13 protein-coding genes and 1 pseudogene are annotated in these 15,113 nt (G+C 63.8%); 4 read left to right on the top strand and 10 right to left on the bottom strand.

Annotated features, from left to right (window positions below):
• Nucleotides 1-137 precede the first annotated feature (137 nt).
• The 6 genes from NKJ01_RS34540 to NKJ01_RS34565 form a co-directional block, all read right to left on the bottom strand.
• Nucleotides 138-1,136, bottom strand: coding sequence for an ABC transporter ATP-binding protein (locus NKJ01_RS34540; RefSeq protein ID WP_352734942.1), 999 nt, complete (start codon nucleotides 1,134-1,136; stop codon nucleotides 138-140).
• A 58-nt stretch (nucleotides 1,137-1,194) separates the two neighbouring features.
• Complete coding sequence (locus NKJ01_RS34545) at nucleotides 1,195-2,274, bottom strand: Gfo/Idh/MocA family protein (RefSeq protein WP_352734944.1); 1,080 nt, start codon at nucleotides 2,272-2,274, stop codon at nucleotides 1,195-1,197.
• Nucleotides 2,271-3,110, bottom strand: coding sequence for a carbohydrate ABC transporter permease (locus NKJ01_RS34550; protein WP_023761319.1), 840 nt, complete (start codon nucleotides 3,108-3,110; stop codon nucleotides 2,271-2,273). Before NKJ01_RS34550 ends, NKJ01_RS34545 begins: the two co-directional genes overlap by 4 nt.
• Nucleotides 3,111-3,336: 226 nt before the next feature.
• Nucleotides 3,337-4,266, bottom strand: a complete 930-nt coding sequence (locus NKJ01_RS34555) for a carbohydrate ABC transporter permease (RefSeq protein ID WP_352734946.1) — start codon at nucleotides 4,264-4,266, stop codon at nucleotides 3,337-3,339.
• A 239-nt stretch (nucleotides 4,267-4,505) separates the two neighbouring features.
• A complete protein-coding gene (locus NKJ01_RS34560; protein WP_352734948.1) occupies nucleotides 4,506-5,765 on the bottom strand; it encodes an ABC transporter substrate-binding protein in 1,260 nt (419 codons plus the stop codon).
• A gap of 2 nt (nucleotides 5,766-5,767) precedes the next feature.
• Complete coding sequence (locus tag NKJ01_RS34565) at nucleotides 5,768-6,727, bottom strand: N-acetylmuramic acid 6-phosphate etherase (RefSeq protein ID WP_352734950.1); 960 nt, start codon at nucleotides 6,725-6,727, stop codon at nucleotides 5,768-5,770.
• Between the two features lie 197 nt (nucleotides 6,728-6,924).
• Between NKJ01_RS34565 and NKJ01_RS34570 the strand changes: the two genes are divergently transcribed.
• From NKJ01_RS34570 to nagA, 4 genes are read left to right on the top strand one after another with little or no spacing between them, the layout of a single operon-like run.
• Complete coding sequence (locus NKJ01_RS34570) at nucleotides 6,925-7,806, top strand: glucosamine kinase nucleotide-binding domain-containing protein (protein WP_352734952.1); 882 nt, start codon at nucleotides 6,925-6,927, stop codon at nucleotides 7,804-7,806.
• Nucleotides 7,803-8,585, top strand: a complete 783-nt coding sequence (locus NKJ01_RS34575; RefSeq protein WP_352734954.1) for a GntR family transcriptional regulator — start codon at nucleotides 7,803-7,805, stop codon at nucleotides 8,583-8,585. The genes NKJ01_RS34570 and NKJ01_RS34575 overlap by 4 nt, the downstream gene beginning before the upstream one ends.
• On the top strand, nucleotides 8,582-9,634 hold the full coding sequence (locus NKJ01_RS34580; RefSeq protein WP_502905950.1) for an SIS domain-containing protein: 1,053 nt from the start codon (nucleotides 8,582-8,584) through the stop codon (nucleotides 9,632-9,634). The genes NKJ01_RS34575 and NKJ01_RS34580 overlap by 4 nt, the downstream gene beginning before the upstream one ends.
• Nucleotides 9,631-10,803 carry an N-acetylglucosamine-6-phosphate deacetylase gene (nagA, locus tag NKJ01_RS34585; protein ID WP_352734956.1) on the top strand — a complete coding sequence of 391 codons (1,173 nt, stop codon included), beginning with the start codon at nucleotides 9,631-9,633 and terminating at the stop codon, nucleotides 10,801-10,803. The genes NKJ01_RS34580 and nagA overlap by 4 nt, the downstream gene beginning before the upstream one ends.
• A gap of 24 nt (nucleotides 10,804-10,827) precedes the next feature.
• Here nagA and NKJ01_RS34590 read toward each other — a convergent pair whose 3' ends face one another.
• From NKJ01_RS34590 to NKJ01_RS34605, 4 genes and pseudogenes are all read right to left on the bottom strand, one after another.
• Nucleotides 10,828-12,342 (bottom strand): malonate--CoA ligase, encoded by a 1,515-nt coding sequence (locus NKJ01_RS34590; protein ID WP_352734958.1) that lies wholly within the window; start codon nucleotides 12,340-12,342, stop codon nucleotides 10,828-10,830.
• 184 nt (nucleotides 12,343-12,526) lie between these two features.
• A complete protein-coding gene (locus tag NKJ01_RS34595) occupies nucleotides 12,527-13,273 on the bottom strand; it encodes a GntR family transcriptional regulator (RefSeq protein ID WP_352486116.1) in 747 nt (248 codons plus the stop codon).
• 403 nt (nucleotides 13,274-13,676) lie between these two features.
• On the bottom strand, nucleotides 13,677-14,354 hold the full coding sequence (rpe, locus tag NKJ01_RS34600; protein WP_352734959.1) for a ribulose-phosphate 3-epimerase: 678 nt from the start codon (nucleotides 14,352-14,354) through the stop codon (nucleotides 13,677-13,679).
• Between the two features lie 220 nt (nucleotides 14,355-14,574).
• Nucleotides 14,575-15,113, bottom strand: a pseudogene (locus tag NKJ01_RS34605) (hypothetical protein); the annotation flags it as partial.

Consider the following 15,113-nt stretch of genomic DNA (forward strand, 5'->3'; position numbering starts at 1 on the left):
GCTCAGCCACAAACGACTCAAGGCACGATGGGCCGATCAAAACCTGCTTAGCCTCTTTACTCATATGCGATAGCCCTGCCCCTTGGGGGAGAGGTCAGCCGAGCGAAGCGGAGGCTGGGTGAGGGGGCTGCGCCCGCCTACTTCAGCACCTTCCCATCCGCGCCAAACCGATAGGTCTTGGCCGGATCCGGCGTCGCGTAGAGCGTCGCGCCTGGCTCTGCATCATAGACGCCGAAAATGCGCACGGTGATCAGCCCGGCCTTCTCGCAGTCGAGATAGAGATTGGTGTCGGCGCCGAGATGCTCGGCATGGACGACCGTTCCCTTCCATGCACCCACCTTCGGATCGACGGTCAGGTGTTCCGGCCGCACGCCAATGGTCTTGGCGGTTTCTCCGAGCCTCGCGCCGTCGACGAAGTTCATCTTCGGCGAACCTATGAAGCCGGCGACGAACTCATTCGCCGGCGAATTGTAGAGCTCCATCGGGCCGCCGATCTGCTCGATGCGACCCGCGTTGAGCACGACGATCTTGTCGGCCAGCGTCATCGCCTCGACCTGGTCGTGGGTGACGTAGATCATCGTCGCCTTCAACCGGCGGTGCAGCTGCGCGATCTCCAGCCGCGTGTTGACGCGCAGCGCGGCATCGAGGTTAGACAGAGGTTCGTCGAACAGGAACAGCTTCGGCTCGCGCACCACGGCGCGACCGATGGCGACGCGCTGGCGCTGACCACCGGAGAGTTCCGCCGGCCGCCTCTCGAGATAGGGCTCCAGCGACAGCATCGACGAGGCGATGCCGATACGCCGATCGATCTCGGCCGCCGGCGTCCCGGCCTGCTTGAGGCCGAGGCCCATATTGTTCTTCACCGTCAGATGCGGGTAGAGCGCATAGGTCTGGAACACCATGGCAATGCCGCGCTTGGCCGGCGGCGTGACGGAGACATCCGCGCCGTCGATGACCACGCGGCCCGAGGTCGAATCCTCCAGTCCGGCGATGACCCTGAGCAAGGTCGACTTGCCGCAGCCGGACGGGCCGACGAAGACGACGAATTCGCCGTCATTCACTTCAAGGTCGATGCCCTTCAGCACCTCGACCGGCCCGAAGGCCTTCTTCACGTTCTCGATGTTCAGCGAGCCCACGGCGATCCTCCGGATTGGAATGTGGGCGCGAATGCAACCCCTGACGGCAATTCTGCGGTCACAATCGCACCGCCTTTCCGCTGCGCACGCTCTCGTCGGCGGCAAGGCAGACGGCGAGCGACTTGACCGCGTCGTCCATATGTTTGGTCAGATCCAGGTCCTCGCGGATCGCCTTCAGCACGAAGGCCTGTTCAAGGTCGCAGAGGTCTTGGTGGCCGGGTTCGCCTGCCATCGACACCATTTCGTCCGGCCTGGCGAATTTGCCGTCCGGTCCGGTCGCGGCGCTGTGCAGGCGGATGGTCGATGTCTTGGTGTGGGTGTCGATATCATCCGACTTCACACCTTCCTTCATCACGATCGACACGCAGCCATTGGGAGAGATGACGTCTTTCACGAAGAAGGCCGTTTCCGAAATCATCGGACCCCAACCGGCCTCGTACCAGCCGACCGAGCCATCATCGAACAGCACCTGCAAATGGCCGTAATTGTACATGGAGGGCGCGACCTCCTCGGTCAGCCGCACGCCCATGCCGCGCACCTCGACCGTCCTGGCGTCGGTGATCTGCAGCATGACGTCGAGATAGTGGACGCCGCAGTCGACGATCGGCGAGGTCGTCTGCATCAACTGCTTGTGCGTCTCCCAGGTGGACCCCGAGGATTGCTGGTTGAGGTTCATGCGGAACACGTAGGGGCCGCCCAGTTTCCGCGCTTCGGCGATCAGCCTGATCCAGGACGGATGGTGGCGCAGGATGTAGCCGATCACCAGTTTCTTGCCATTGGCCTTGGCCGCCGCGACGACGCGCTCGGCATCGGCCACGGTCGTCGCCAGCGGCTTTTCGACGAAGACATGGCAACCGGCCTCCAACGCCCTCACCGCATAGTCGGCATGGCTGTCGGAATAGGTGGCGATGCAGGCGACATCGGGCTTTTCGTCACGCAGGGCATCATCGAAGGAACGCCTGATGCCGTAGCCGGACAGCCCGTCCGGCAGCGGCACATCGGAGCGGTTGATGAGTGCTGCGATCTGAAAGCCCGGATTGGTGTGGTAGGCCAGCGCATGGCTGCGGCCCATATTGCCGAGGCCGGCGACGATTACCCGTAGAGGATTTGGGACGCGAAGAGGCGTTTGCGAACTCACTTGACGGCTCCAGACGTGATGCCGCGGATCAGCTGCCGCGAGAAGATGACGTAGAGGATCAGCACCGGCATGATCGCCAGCGACAGTGCGGCCAGGATGGCGTTCCAGTTGGTGACGAACTGGCCAAGGAACAATTGCGCGCCGAGCGTCACCGTCTTGGTCTCTTCGGACGGCGCCAGGATCAGCGGGAACCACAGGTCGTTCCAGATCGGGATCATGGTGAAGACGGCGACAGTCGCCATCGATGGCCTGACCAGCGGCAGCACTAGGCGGAAGAAGATGGTGTATTCGGACAGGCCGTCAATGCGGCCGGCATTCTTCAGATCGTCGGACACCTGCTTCATGAATTCCGACAGGATGAAGATGGCGAGCGGCAGGCCTTGCGCGGTGTAGACCAGAATCAGCGCCGTCAGCGTGTTGACCAGCCCGCTTGCCACCATCAATTGCAGGATGGCGACGGTGCCGAGGCGGATCGGGATCATGATGCCGAGAGCCAGATAGAGCCCCATCAGCGAATTGCCGCGAAAGCGGTATTCCGACAGCGCAAACGCCGCCATGGCGCCGAACAGCAGCACGAAGAACAACGACGCGACGGTGACGACGAGGCTGTTCTGGAAATAGTGAATGAAGTCGCCTTGGCCGATCACGGTCGTGTAGCCGATCAGGTCGAACGTCCCGGGCGTAGGCGGAGTCAGCGGCGCGCCGAAGATGCCCGCGCGGGACTTGAACGAGTTCATGATGACCAGGATCACCGGAAACAGCGCGATCACCGTGTAGGTCAGCAGGATCGCGTGGGCGCCGATGGTGCGGGGCATAGAACGGGTGGCGGTGCTCATTGGAGCGTCTCCTGACGAGCTGCAATTTTCAAGAGCGACCCCCAGGCACCCCCCTCTGCCCTGCCGGGCATCTCCCCCGCAAGGGGGGAGATTGGCGGCGTTGGCCTTACGGCACATCTTGCAACGCTGAAGATTGGCAAAGGCCGAAGTGACATCTGATCTCCCCCCTTGAGGGGGAGATGGCCGGCAGGCCAGAGGGGGGTGTTCAAGCTCGACATCTCGCCCCTCAGAACTGGTAGCGACGCAGGCGCGTCTGCACGAGGAAGAGGTAGACGCAGACGCCGCCGAGGATGATCAGGAACATCATCGTGGCGATCGCAGCGCCCATGTTGGGGTCGCCGACCTGCAGCTGGAAGCCGAAGAAGGCGCGATAGAGGAAGGTGCCGAGAATGTCGGTCGAATAGTTCGGCCCGGCGAGCGCCCCTTGCGCGGTGTAGATCAGGTCGAAGGCGTTGAAATTGCCGACGAAGGTGAGGATCGAAATGATGCCGATCGACGGCAGGATCAGCGGCAGCTTGATCTTCCAGAATTGCGACAGGCCGGTGATGCCGTCGCATTCGGCGGCTTCGATCACCTCTTCGGGGATCGACAGCAGGGCGGCGTAGATCAGCATCATCGGGATGCCGACGAACTGCCAGACCGAGATCAGGCTGAGCGCGGTCAGCGCATATTGCTCCTTGCCCAGCCAAGGCATGAACAGGCTTTTCAGGCCGAAAAGGTCCATCAGATGTGGCGCCACGCCCCATAGCGGAGACAGGATCAGCTTCCAGGCGAAGCCGACGATAACGAAGGACAGAATGGTCGGCACGAAGATCGCCGTGCGGTAGAAGGCCGCGAATCTCAGTCTCGGGCTGGACAGCATGGCGGCCAGCATGACGCCGATCGGGTTCTGCACGAGCATGTGGATGATGAAGAACCAGGTATTGTTCCTGAGCGCGTTCCAGAAACCTACCGACCAGTTGGGATCGCCAAACAGGGCGCGGAAGTTCTGCAGCCCGACGAAAACCTGGTGCTGCTCGATGTTGCGGAACAGCGACAGCTGCAGCGTGCCGGCGAGCGGCAGGATCATGATCGCCGTGTAAACGAGCACCGCCGGCGCCAGGAAGATGCCGATGTGCCAGCGGAACGGTCGTTTCGGTCTGATGTCTGCGGCCATGAGTTCGGTCCCCGCCGATCAGGTTGGCAAATGCCGCCAAAGGCGCGGCGCCTCTCTCCCCTCGAGGGGAGGGTGCCTCGCGAAGCGAGGCGGGTGGGGTCGGTCAAGGCAGTGCGCCATCGACATTTGACCGTGCTTTCAAGCAACGATCAAGTCGCGGCTGCCTCCACCGACCCCCTCTGTCGCCTTCGGCGACATCTCCCCCTTGGGGGGAGATAAGCAGCGCTCAGCCTGAGCTCTTACTTGGCCGGCTTGTACCAGCTGTCGAGACCGGCCTGCAGCTTCTTGGCCGCGGCTTCCGGCGTATCGGTGCCGTTGATGACGTTGGCCGATTCAACCCAGGTCTCGTTTTCGAGATTCGGCGTGCCGCGCGACAGGATCTGGTAGGTCGAGCGGATCGTCGACTTGCACTTACCGCGCCAGGAGACGAATTCCTGCGCCAGCGGGTCTGCCATCTTCACCGGCGCGGAGTTCAGGCTGAAGAAGCCCGGCAGCGCGTTGGCGTAGATGGTGGCGAAGTCCGGCGAAGCGACCCAGGACAGGAATGTCTTGGCCGCATCGGCGTTCTTCGAAGCTGCGTTCAGGCCCATGCCGATGTCGGTATGGTCAGAGATGTAGCAGGTGTCGCCGGCCTTCTCGACCGGAGGCGGGAAGGCGCCCATCTTGAACTGGGCCTGCGTGTTGAACAGGCCGATTTCCCACGAGCCGGCCGGGTAGATGGCGGCGCGGCCGAGCGTGAAAAGGTTCTGGCTGTCCGGGTAGGTCTGCGCTTCAAACCCATCGCCGAGATAAGGCTTCCACTTGGCCAATTCCTCAAACGGCGCGACCCAGTCCTTGTCCGTCAACTTCTGATCGCCCTTGATCAGCGCTGCACGGCCGTCCTCGCCCTTCCAGTAGTTGGGGCCGATGTTCTGGTAGCCCATGGTCGCGGCTTCCCAGAGATCCTTGGTGCCCATCGCCATCGGGATGTAGGTGCCGTCGGCCTTGATCTTGTCGAGCGCGGCGAAGAATTCGGCGCGGGTCTCCGGCACCTTGATGCCGAGCTTGTCGAAAGCATCCTTGTTGTAGATGAAGCCGTGGATGACCGAGGCCATCGGCACGCAGAAGCTCACCTTGCCGTCGTCTGTCTGCCAGGCGGACTTGGCCACCGGAGAGAAGTTTTCCATGCCGGGCAGCGCCGACAGATCGGCAAGGTTGCCCTTCTTGAACAGTTCAAGCGACTTATCGAACGGGCGGCAGGTGATCAGGTCGCCCGCCGAGCCGGCGGCGAGCTTGGCGCCGAGCGCGGCGTCATATTCGGTCGGCGCCGACGGTGCGAACACCACCTTGATGCCCGGGTTCTTGGCTTCGAAAGCCGGGATCAGCTTATCCTTCCAGATGGCAAGGTCGTCGCCGCGCCAGCTTTCGATGTTGAGCGTTACGTCGCCGGCATAAGCCACCCCGGCCGAGCCGAGAATGCTGGTGCCCAGAAGCAGTGCCGTCAGTAGTTTCGTTGTCATGCTCAGTCTCCCTGTTGACCTTTTTCAGGTTCGGTTTTGATGAGAACAGAGGCTTTTGACCCCTTGCTCCCCTCTATAGCAGAAAGGGCCGGCCGCAGCTTCTGGCCAGCCTCTTCCAGTATCTTCTGCGCCGCGTCGGCGCTGTCGGCGCCGGCGGCAAGCAGAATGGCGGTCTTGACCGCGCCGCCGCTCTTCTCGAGCAGACGGGCCGCTTCGTCCGTGCCGCGTCCGCTGACGGCGGCGACGATGCGTGCCGCGCGGTCGCGCAGCTTGATGTTGTCGGCCATCAAATTGACCATGTAACCATCATGGACATGGCCGAGATGGACCGCTGTCAGCGTCGACAGCATGTTGAGCGCGATCTTCTGGGCGGTGCCGGCGCCCATGCGCGTCGAACCGGCGATCAGTTCCGGCGGCGTTTCGAGCAGGATGGCGATTTCGGCCTGTCGCAGCAGTGCCGAGTCCCTGTTGTTGGCTATAGCGATTGTGGCGGCTCCCCGAAGCCGGGCGTCCTCGATAGCCCGCACCGCATAGGGCGTCGTGCCGCTGGCGGAGATGGCGATCAGGCAGTCGCCCTCGCCGATACCGGCCTTGGCGACCGCTGCCGCAGCCTCCTCGGTATCGTCTTCCGGTCCGCCGGCCAGCGTCCGGAAGGCCTCGTCGCCGCCGGCGATCAGGATAGCGATGCGGTCGCGATGGATGCCGAAGGTGCCCGGCAACTCCAGCGCATCGGCCAGCGCCATCAGGCCCGAGCTGCCGGCCGCCGCATAGGCAAGCTTGCCGCCGCCGTTCAGCCTGCCGGCAACGATTTCGGCCGCCCTAGCAATGGAAGGAATGGCATGGCGCACCACTTTCGCGGCTTCAATCTGCGCATCGGCCAAATAGGAAAGGATGGCATCCGGAGCCCGGATATCCAGCCCCTCGGCATTTTTGTGAAGCGCTTCGGTGCGCGTTTCGGCCATCCCGGTACCTCCAATACCAGAACAATACCAAAAAAATACCACTTGTCCACACGCATTAGCGAACTCGCGGCCCGGACATCGATGAAGTGACGGAATACCGTGGTTTTTCAATGAAATGAGACGTAATTTTTTGATTCGGAAATTAACACTTGGCTATTGGTATTTTATTGGTATTATCCGCCCGGAGGAGAAATCGTGTGAATTTCGTGCTCGGAATCGATGGCGGCGGCACCAGCTGCCGGGCAGCCCTGGCGACGGCGGACGGTGCCGTCATTGGCCGCGCCAAAAGCGGCGCTGCCAACATCCGCACCGATCTGACCGGCGCCCGGTCGAACATCGTCGAAGCGGCGCGGCTGGCGTTCATCGACGCCCGGCAGGACCCGGACCTGATCCCGCAGACACCGGCAATTCTTGGCCTCGCCGGCGCCAATGTCGGCACCTACCGGCAGCAGCTCGAAGCGATTCTGCCGTTCAGCATCAGCCGCGTCGAGACCGACGCCGAGATCGCGCTCGAAGGCGCTGTCGGCTCCGGTGACGGCGCCATGGCGATCCTCGGCACCGGCACCGCCTACATGGCGCGCAAGAACGGCAAGTCGCGCGCCATCGGCGGCTGGGGTTTCCAGGTCGGCGACCAAGGCAGCGGCGCCCGCATCGGCCGCGACCTGCTCGAGCAGACGCTGCTTGCTTATGATGGCGTTCGCGAGGGTTCGCCGTTGACGCAGAGCATGCTGGCCGTTTTCCGCAACAATCCGGAGGACGTGGTCGAATTCACCACCAATGCCAAGCCCGGCGATTTCGGCGGCTTCGCACCCAAGGTGTTCGAGCATGCCGAGAAGGGCGACCGCGTCGCCAACTGGATCCTCGACAGGGCGGTCGCCGATGTCGAGGCCTCGCTCGGCGCGCTCGACCTTTCGGACGACGCGCCGCTGTGCCTGCTTGGCGGGCTGGCTCCGCTGTACGCGCCGCGCCTGTCGGCCCGTTACCGCGCGCTGCTGAAGCCGCCGCTCGACGACGCGCTGGGCGGCGCGGTGCAGATGGCAGTTCGTCTGTTCGCCAGGCCAGCGGAGGGGGCCCGATGAGCGAGGCCGCCGACCAGATCTTCGCCACGCTGAAGCATCAGGCGCAAAGCGGCGCGCCGCTCTATCTGCAGCTTCGCAAGAGCATCGAGGATGCGGTCAATCGCGGCCTGATCGGGCCGGGCGACGCGCTGCCGTCCGAGCGCGACATCGCCACCAAGGCCGACATTTCGCGCGTCACCGTGCGCAAGGCGGTGCAGGACCTGGTCAAGGGCGGCATCCTGGTCCAGCGCCATGGTTCCGGCACGTTCGTCGCGCCGCGCATGGAGCGCGTCGAGCAGTCGCTGTCGCGCCTGACCTCGTTTACAGAGGACATGGCGCGGCGCGGCATGGCGGTGCGTTCGGCCTGGCTCGACCGCGGTCTTTACGCGCCCTCGCCCGACGAGATGATGGTGCTCGGCCTGTCGTCGAACGAACTGGTGGCGCGGGTGGCGCGCCTGCGCATTGCCAATGACACGCCGCTGGCGATCGAACGCGCCTCGCTGTCGGCCAGCGTGCTGCCCGATCCGGCCGATATTGGCTCCTCGCTCTATGCGACGCTGGAGTTGACCGGCAACCGGCCGGTGCGAGCGGTGCAGCGCATCTCCGCCGCCAATCTCGGCGACAGCGACGCACGCCTGCTCGAAGTGCCGCCAGGCATCGCCGGCCTGCACATCGAGCGCATTTCCTATCTGGCGAGCGGCAAGGTGATCGAATTCACCCGCTCTATCTATAGGGGCGACGCCTATGATTTCGTCGCCGAACTGCGGCTGACGGGGCCGAGTGAAGAGGGCCGATCATGAGTACAAAGCCAATCAAGTCGACGAAGTCGACCTTTATGCGGCGCGAGATCGAGGAGATCCCGCAAGCCGTCGCCCGCCTGCTCGAGGGCTCCGGCGCGGTACTGACCGAGGCCGGGCGCGGCATCCGCGAACGCGACCCGCAGTTTGTCGTCACGGTAGCGCGCGGCTCGTCCGACCATGCCGCCACCTTCATGAAATATGCCGTCGAGCTGACCGCGGGCCTCGCAGTTGCATCGGTCGGACCGTCCGTCGCGTCGATCTACGGGCGCAAGCTCAGGCTTGCCGGCTCGGCCTGCCTGGCGATCTCACAGTCGGGCAAGAGCCCCGACATCGTGGCCATGGCCGAAACCGCGCGGGCCGGCGGCGCGCTGACCATCGCCATCACCAACACTGCCGATTCGCCGTTGGCGCGTGCTTCGGATTACGCCATCGATATCCTGGCCGGCCCCGAGCGCAGCGTGGCGGCCACCAAGACCTTCATCAATTCCGCTGTGGCCGGTCTTGCTTTGATGGCGCATGCCACCGGCGACGATGCGCTGCTGGCAGCGCTTGCCCGCTTGCCGGAGCATTTCCGCAAAGCCATCGCCTGCGACTGGATGAGCGTGCTCGCCGAAACCATCGAGAAGCAGAAATCGCTATTCATCCTCGGTCGCGGACCATCGGCGGCGATGGCCAACGAGGCGGCACTGAAATTCAAGGAGACCTGCGGCATGCATGCCGAGGCCTATAGCGCCGCCGAAGTCATGCATGGCCCGCTGGCGCTGATCGGCCCCGATTTTCCGGTGCTGGCGCTGGCCGCGCGCGATGCGTCCGAACCGTCCGTCGCCGAGGCCGCCGACGGCCTGGCGGCCAAGGGTGCGTCGGTGTTCGTCACCTCGGCGCTTGCCCAGCGTGCCGTGCGCCTGCCGCATGTCGCCACCGGCAATCCCCTGACCGACCCGCTGACGCTGATCGTTTCCTTCTACATGTTCGTCGAGGCGCTTGCCCGCCATCGCGGCCTCGACCCGGACACGCCGCGCAATCTTCGCAAGGTGACGGAGACGGTATGAGCGATCGCTTTGCCCTGACCGGTGCCCGGATTTTCGACGGCGACGATTGGCATGACGGCCACGCGCTGCTCGTGCGCGACGGGTTGGTCGAGGCTATTTTGCCCACCGGGGCCATTGCCGCAGATGTCCGCGTCGTCGCGACCGGCGGTGGCGTGCTGGCGCCGGGTTTCGTCGATGTACAGGTCAATGGCGGCGGCGGCGTCATGCTCAACGACCATCCCGATGTCGCGTCGCTCGAAACCATCTGCAGGGCACATGCGCCGTTCGGCACGACGGCGCTGCTGCCTACGTTGATCACCGATACACCCGACATCACCGCCGCCGCGATTGCCGCCGGCGCGGCAGCGACGCTGCAGAAGGTTCCGGGTTTTCTCGGCCTGCATCTCGAAGGGCCGCATCTGTCGATCGCCCGCAAGGGTGCGCATGACCCGGCGCTGATCCGGCCGATGACGGACGACGACCAGGCAAGGCTGATCGCGGCGCGGCAAAAGCTGCCGGTGCTGCTCACCACCATAGCACCCGAATCCGTCGAGCCGGCGCGCGTCGCGGCACTCGCCAAGGCCGGAATCATCGTCAGCCTTGGCCATTCCGACACCGGCTACGCGGTGGCCAGCACCTTTGCCAAGGCCGGCGCCTCGATGGTCACCCATCTGTTCAACGCGATGAGCCAGATCGGCAACCGCGAGCCCGGGCTGGCAGGCGCGGCCATAGACATCGGCACATTGTCGGCCGGTCTCATCGCCGACGGCATCCATGTCGATCCCGCCACCATCAAGATCGCGCTGCGTGCGAAGCAAGGTCCCGGCAGGATCGTGCTGGTCAGCGACGCCATGGCGACAATCGGCACCGACATGACCTCGTTCACGCTCAACGGCCGCACCATCTACCGCAGGGATGGCAGCCTGCGGCTTGCCGACGGAACGCTGGCGGGTGCCGATCTCGACATGATCTCGGCCGTTCGCTACGTCCACCGGATCGTCGGGCTGGACCTGTCGGAAGCCTTGCGCATGGCCTCGCTCTATCCGGCGCAGGCGATCGGCCAGTCGCACCGGCTCGGCCGCTTCGCCAACGGCACGGCGGCGGATATCGTTTCGCTGTCGGACGAACTCGACATGAAGGGTGTCTGGATCGGTGGCGACAGGGTTTTTGGGGTTGGCGCCCCGGGCTGACCGACCGGCCGCGCAGCTCCAATTTCAGGCTGTGTAGAGATCCTTATATGTCTCGCGCAAAAGATTCTTCTGCACCTTGCCCATGGTGTTGCGCGGCAGTTCGTCGACGAAGATGACCCGCTTGGGGAGCTTGTATTTCGCCACGCGTTCGCCGATGGCGCCGAGAATTTCAGCTCCGGTGATCCGCGATGCCGGCGCCCGCACGACGACAGCGGTGACGCCCTCGCCGAAATCCGGATGGGCAACGCCGATGACGGCGCTTTCGCTGACCCCGTCAAGCGCGTCGATCTCGCTTTCGAGTTCCTTCGGATAAATGTTGTAGCCGCCGGAAATAACCAGGTCCTTGCCGCGGCCGACGATATGGACGTAGCCGTCGGCATCGATGAGGCCGAGATCGCCAGTGATGAAGAAGCCGTCGGCGCGGAATTCCGCTTTGGTCTTCTCCGGCATGCGCCAATAGCCGCCGAAGACATTCGGGCCCTTCACCTCGATCATGCCCACCTCGCCTTGCGCAAGTGCTGCGCCGCTGTCGGGATCGGCGATGCGAAGCGTAACGCCGGGCAAGGGGAAACCGACCGTGCCGGCGCGCCGTTCGCCCTGATAAGGGTTCGATGTGTTCATGTTGGTCTCGGTCATGCCGTAGCGCTCGAGGATCGCGTGGCCGGTGCGCTCGCGCCAGGCCCTGTGCGTCTCCGCCAGCAGCGGCGCCGACCCGGAGATGAAAACACGGATGTTTTTCGCCGCCTCGCGGTCCAGCCCATCCTGCTGCAGCAGGCGCACATAGAAGGTCGGCACGCCCATCAGGACCGTGGCGCGCGGCAGCAGCGAGATGATGCGGGCCGGATCGAACTTCTGCTCGAACAGCATCGAAGCGCCGGACATCAGGATGACATTGGTGGCGACGAACAGGCCATGCGTGTGGAAGATTGGCAACGCGTGAATCAGCACGTCTTCTCCGGTGAAGCGCCAGTGCTCGACCAGCACGCGCGCGTTTGAGGCGAGGTTCTCGTGGCTGAGCATGGCGCCTTTCGAGCGGCCGGTCGTTCCCGACGTGTAGAGGATCGCCGCGAGATCGTCCGGCCCGCGAGCCACGTCATGAAAATCCATCGGCAGCCGCGAGGCCTGATCGGTGAGCGTTCCCTGGCCATCGCGGCCGAGCGTGAGGGTGGCAGCGCCTGTTTTTTCCGCCAAGGCTGCGATGTCGGATGCCCTCGCCGGATCGCAGACGACCAGCCGTGGCTCGGCATCGCTGAAGAAATACTCCAGCTCAGTCAACGTGTAGGCGGTATTGAGTGGCAGGAAGACGGCGCCGGCACGCAGGCAGGCGAGATAGAGCAGAACCGCTTCGGGGCTCTTCTCGACCTGAACGGCGACCCGGTCGCCCGGTTCGACATCCAACTGCAAGAGCGCATGCGCGAGCTGGGCCGAGCGCTCCAGCATATAGCCATAGCTGAGCGAGCGGCCGTCATCGGTTTCCATCAGCAGGCGCCCAGGCGCCGGCATCCGGGACCGGAACGCATCGAACAGATGATTGCTCATGAAGGCTTCCCTGGGGCGGCGGAACGGCGGGCCTTGCACACGCGCTTGGAACGGCATGCCTTGGCGGCGAAGAGTTCGCGGTTCTTGGCTCCGCCGTCAAGGCCGCGGACAGGGGTTCGCGCCGGCCGTGCCAATGCCGCTGGATGGCAACAATGGGCGTAAGGACCCGCGGGAAAAACGACCGCTATAGCCGGGCGTGTGCGGGCTTGCCGGCGATCGCCTTTGCAGCTTCGTCCTGCTCGAAGCGTTTCATGCACATGGCGGCGGTCAGTTGGTAGTGGTTGATCAGTGCCTCGACGGCGCCGTCGGCATTGCCATCCAGCGCGCATTCGGCGATCAGGCGATGCTCGCCGAAAAGGTCGCGCTGGACACCTTCGCCGTCATGAACCATTTGCCGATAGCGATAGGCATGATCGGAAAGTTGATCGCAGAACCCCACCAGCCATTGCGATCGGCAGGCCGAGATCAGCACCCTATGGAAGATGCGGTGCAGCCGCTCCCAATCCGGATCGAGCGAGACGGGATTCTGCGGCGAAAAACGTGACGCGCGGCCCAGGCGATGCAGCGCCAGGACGAGCTGTTCTTCCCATTCGGCGGTTCTGTGGGCGATGGATTCGCGAAGCGCCCGCTCCTCGAGCCAGCAGCGGGTGCGCGTCAGCTCCTCGAGCTCCGACGCGCTAATCGGCATGATGAAGAAGCCGCGCTGGTCGTGGCGGCCGAGAAGCCCTTCCGAAGCAAGGCGATTGAGGGCTTCGCGGACAGGAGAGGCGCCAGCCCCATATTTGGAGACCACCCACTCGACCCGCAGCTTGCTCTCGGCTTCAAGAACACCCCCGAGAAGGTCGTCGCGCAATTGCTGGTAGACCGCGCTGGCAAGGGTGCTTTTGGGTCCTGCAGCGTCGTCGTTCAGATTGGCAGCTCCGTATGTCAAAGCGACTCCTTGTTCCCAATTTTGTTTTGGGCAATTCGAGTCCGAAAGCATTCCCCTTTCGTACATGTACCATACAGTACCTGCTGTTGTGCGCTCAAGCAGAAGGCCACGCTATTGTACTTAAGCACAAAGGAATATACGGCTTTCCAGAGCTCGATGCTGTAATTTCGCGCATCCCTACAACCTGCGGAAACTTGACATGTTTTCTATGCACGCAGGAGAATCTGTTCGTCCTGTTCTTTTGTATGTGCGTGGGACCAACTGTTCTGTTTGGCGGCGAACACCGAATCAGACCGCCTCCGCTTCCAGATCCGATGCCGCGGCACCATCGCTCACAAGCCGGCGCCCGGCACCGGGCCCTTGGCCGGCATATCGGATTGATCGGAGACGGATACGTCGCGAATTAGCCGGCTGCGTTGTCGGCTGCCGTCCTGATCGCCTGGATGTTCTGCCGGTAGGCTTCGACACTGCCGCCCTTGAAGATGGCGGCGCCCGCCACCAGAATGTCGGCGCCGGCGGCCGTGACCAGCGGCGCGGTTTCGGCCGAGACGCCGCCGTCGATCTCGATGCGGATCGGCCGGCTGCCGATCAGCGCCTTGATCCGCTTCACCTTGTCTACGATTGCCGGAATGAAGGCCTGGCCGCCGAAGCCCGGATTGACGGTCATGACCAGGATCAGATCGAGCCGGTCGAGCACGTATTCGACCGTGCTTTCCGGCGTCGCCGGATTGAGCGACACACCAGCCTTCTTGCCAAGGTTCCTGATGGTCTGCAGCGAGCGGTCGAGATGTGGTCCGGCCTCGGCATGCACCGTCAAGCCGTCGCAGCCTGCGTCGGCAAAAGCAGCCAGGTAGGGGTCGGCCGGGGCAATCATCAGATGGCAGTCGAAGAAGGCCTTGGTGCGGTCGCGGATCGCCTTGATCACCGGCGGGCCAAAAGTGATGTTGGGGACGAAATGCCCGTCCATCACATCGAGATGAATCCAGTCGGCGCCGGCCGCCACCACCGCTTCGACCTCATCACCGAGTTTGGAAAAATCCGACGCCAGCACCGAAGGTGCGATCAGGGTCTTTTTGCTCACAGGTGCCGCCTTTCCGAGCGCCCTTTTCTTCCGGCCACTCTTTCGACTGCCTAATGCGCCACGGGTGACTTGTCGAGTGCGCAGGCGCGGTCGCTGCACGGGCTGGCGTGGCGTTGCGGCGTCTCCGATCGTGTTGCAGCCAATTTACGCTTGCCCCGAGCATTGACGAAAAACCCGCCGGATTGCTCCGGCGGGTTCTGGTCTGGCGTCGAGCAGCCGGTTATTGCTGCTGGAGTTTCAGCATTCTGTTTGGAGCCGGATCCTGCTGCTGTTCGGCCTGTGGCATGCGCCTCGGCAGTAGCTGCAGCAGCAGGCCCGGGTTGAGCTCCAGCGACGGTTGCCCGCGGACCGGACGGCAGTTCGGATACCGCCCGATCGTGCCGTCCGGGCAGTGCCGCCTGATGATCGGCTGGCACTGGCCATCGATCATCTGCGAGCCCGGTGCGCATTCCACCTCCTGGCTGGGCTTGCGGCATGCACCGTTGATCACTTCGGTTCCACGCGGACAGACACACTCGCCGCGCTTGTTGTGGACCTGGCCGCGTATATCGCACTGCTGCAGATCAGGCTGCTTGCGCCGGCAGGCATTGCCCTGCACTTCGGTACCCCTCGGGCAGACGCAATCGCCGTTGGCGTCGTGGACCTGGCCACGGATCGTGCACTGCTCAGGCTTCGGCCGGATCGGACGGCAGGCGTTGTCCCTGACTTCCGTACCCTTGGGGCAGACGCAATCGCCATCGGCATTGTAGACCTGGCCAC

This window comes from Mesorhizobium sp. M0276 (assembly GCF_040321755.1).
Lineage (GTDB): Bacteria > Pseudomonadota > Alphaproteobacteria > Rhizobiales > Rhizobiaceae > Mesorhizobium.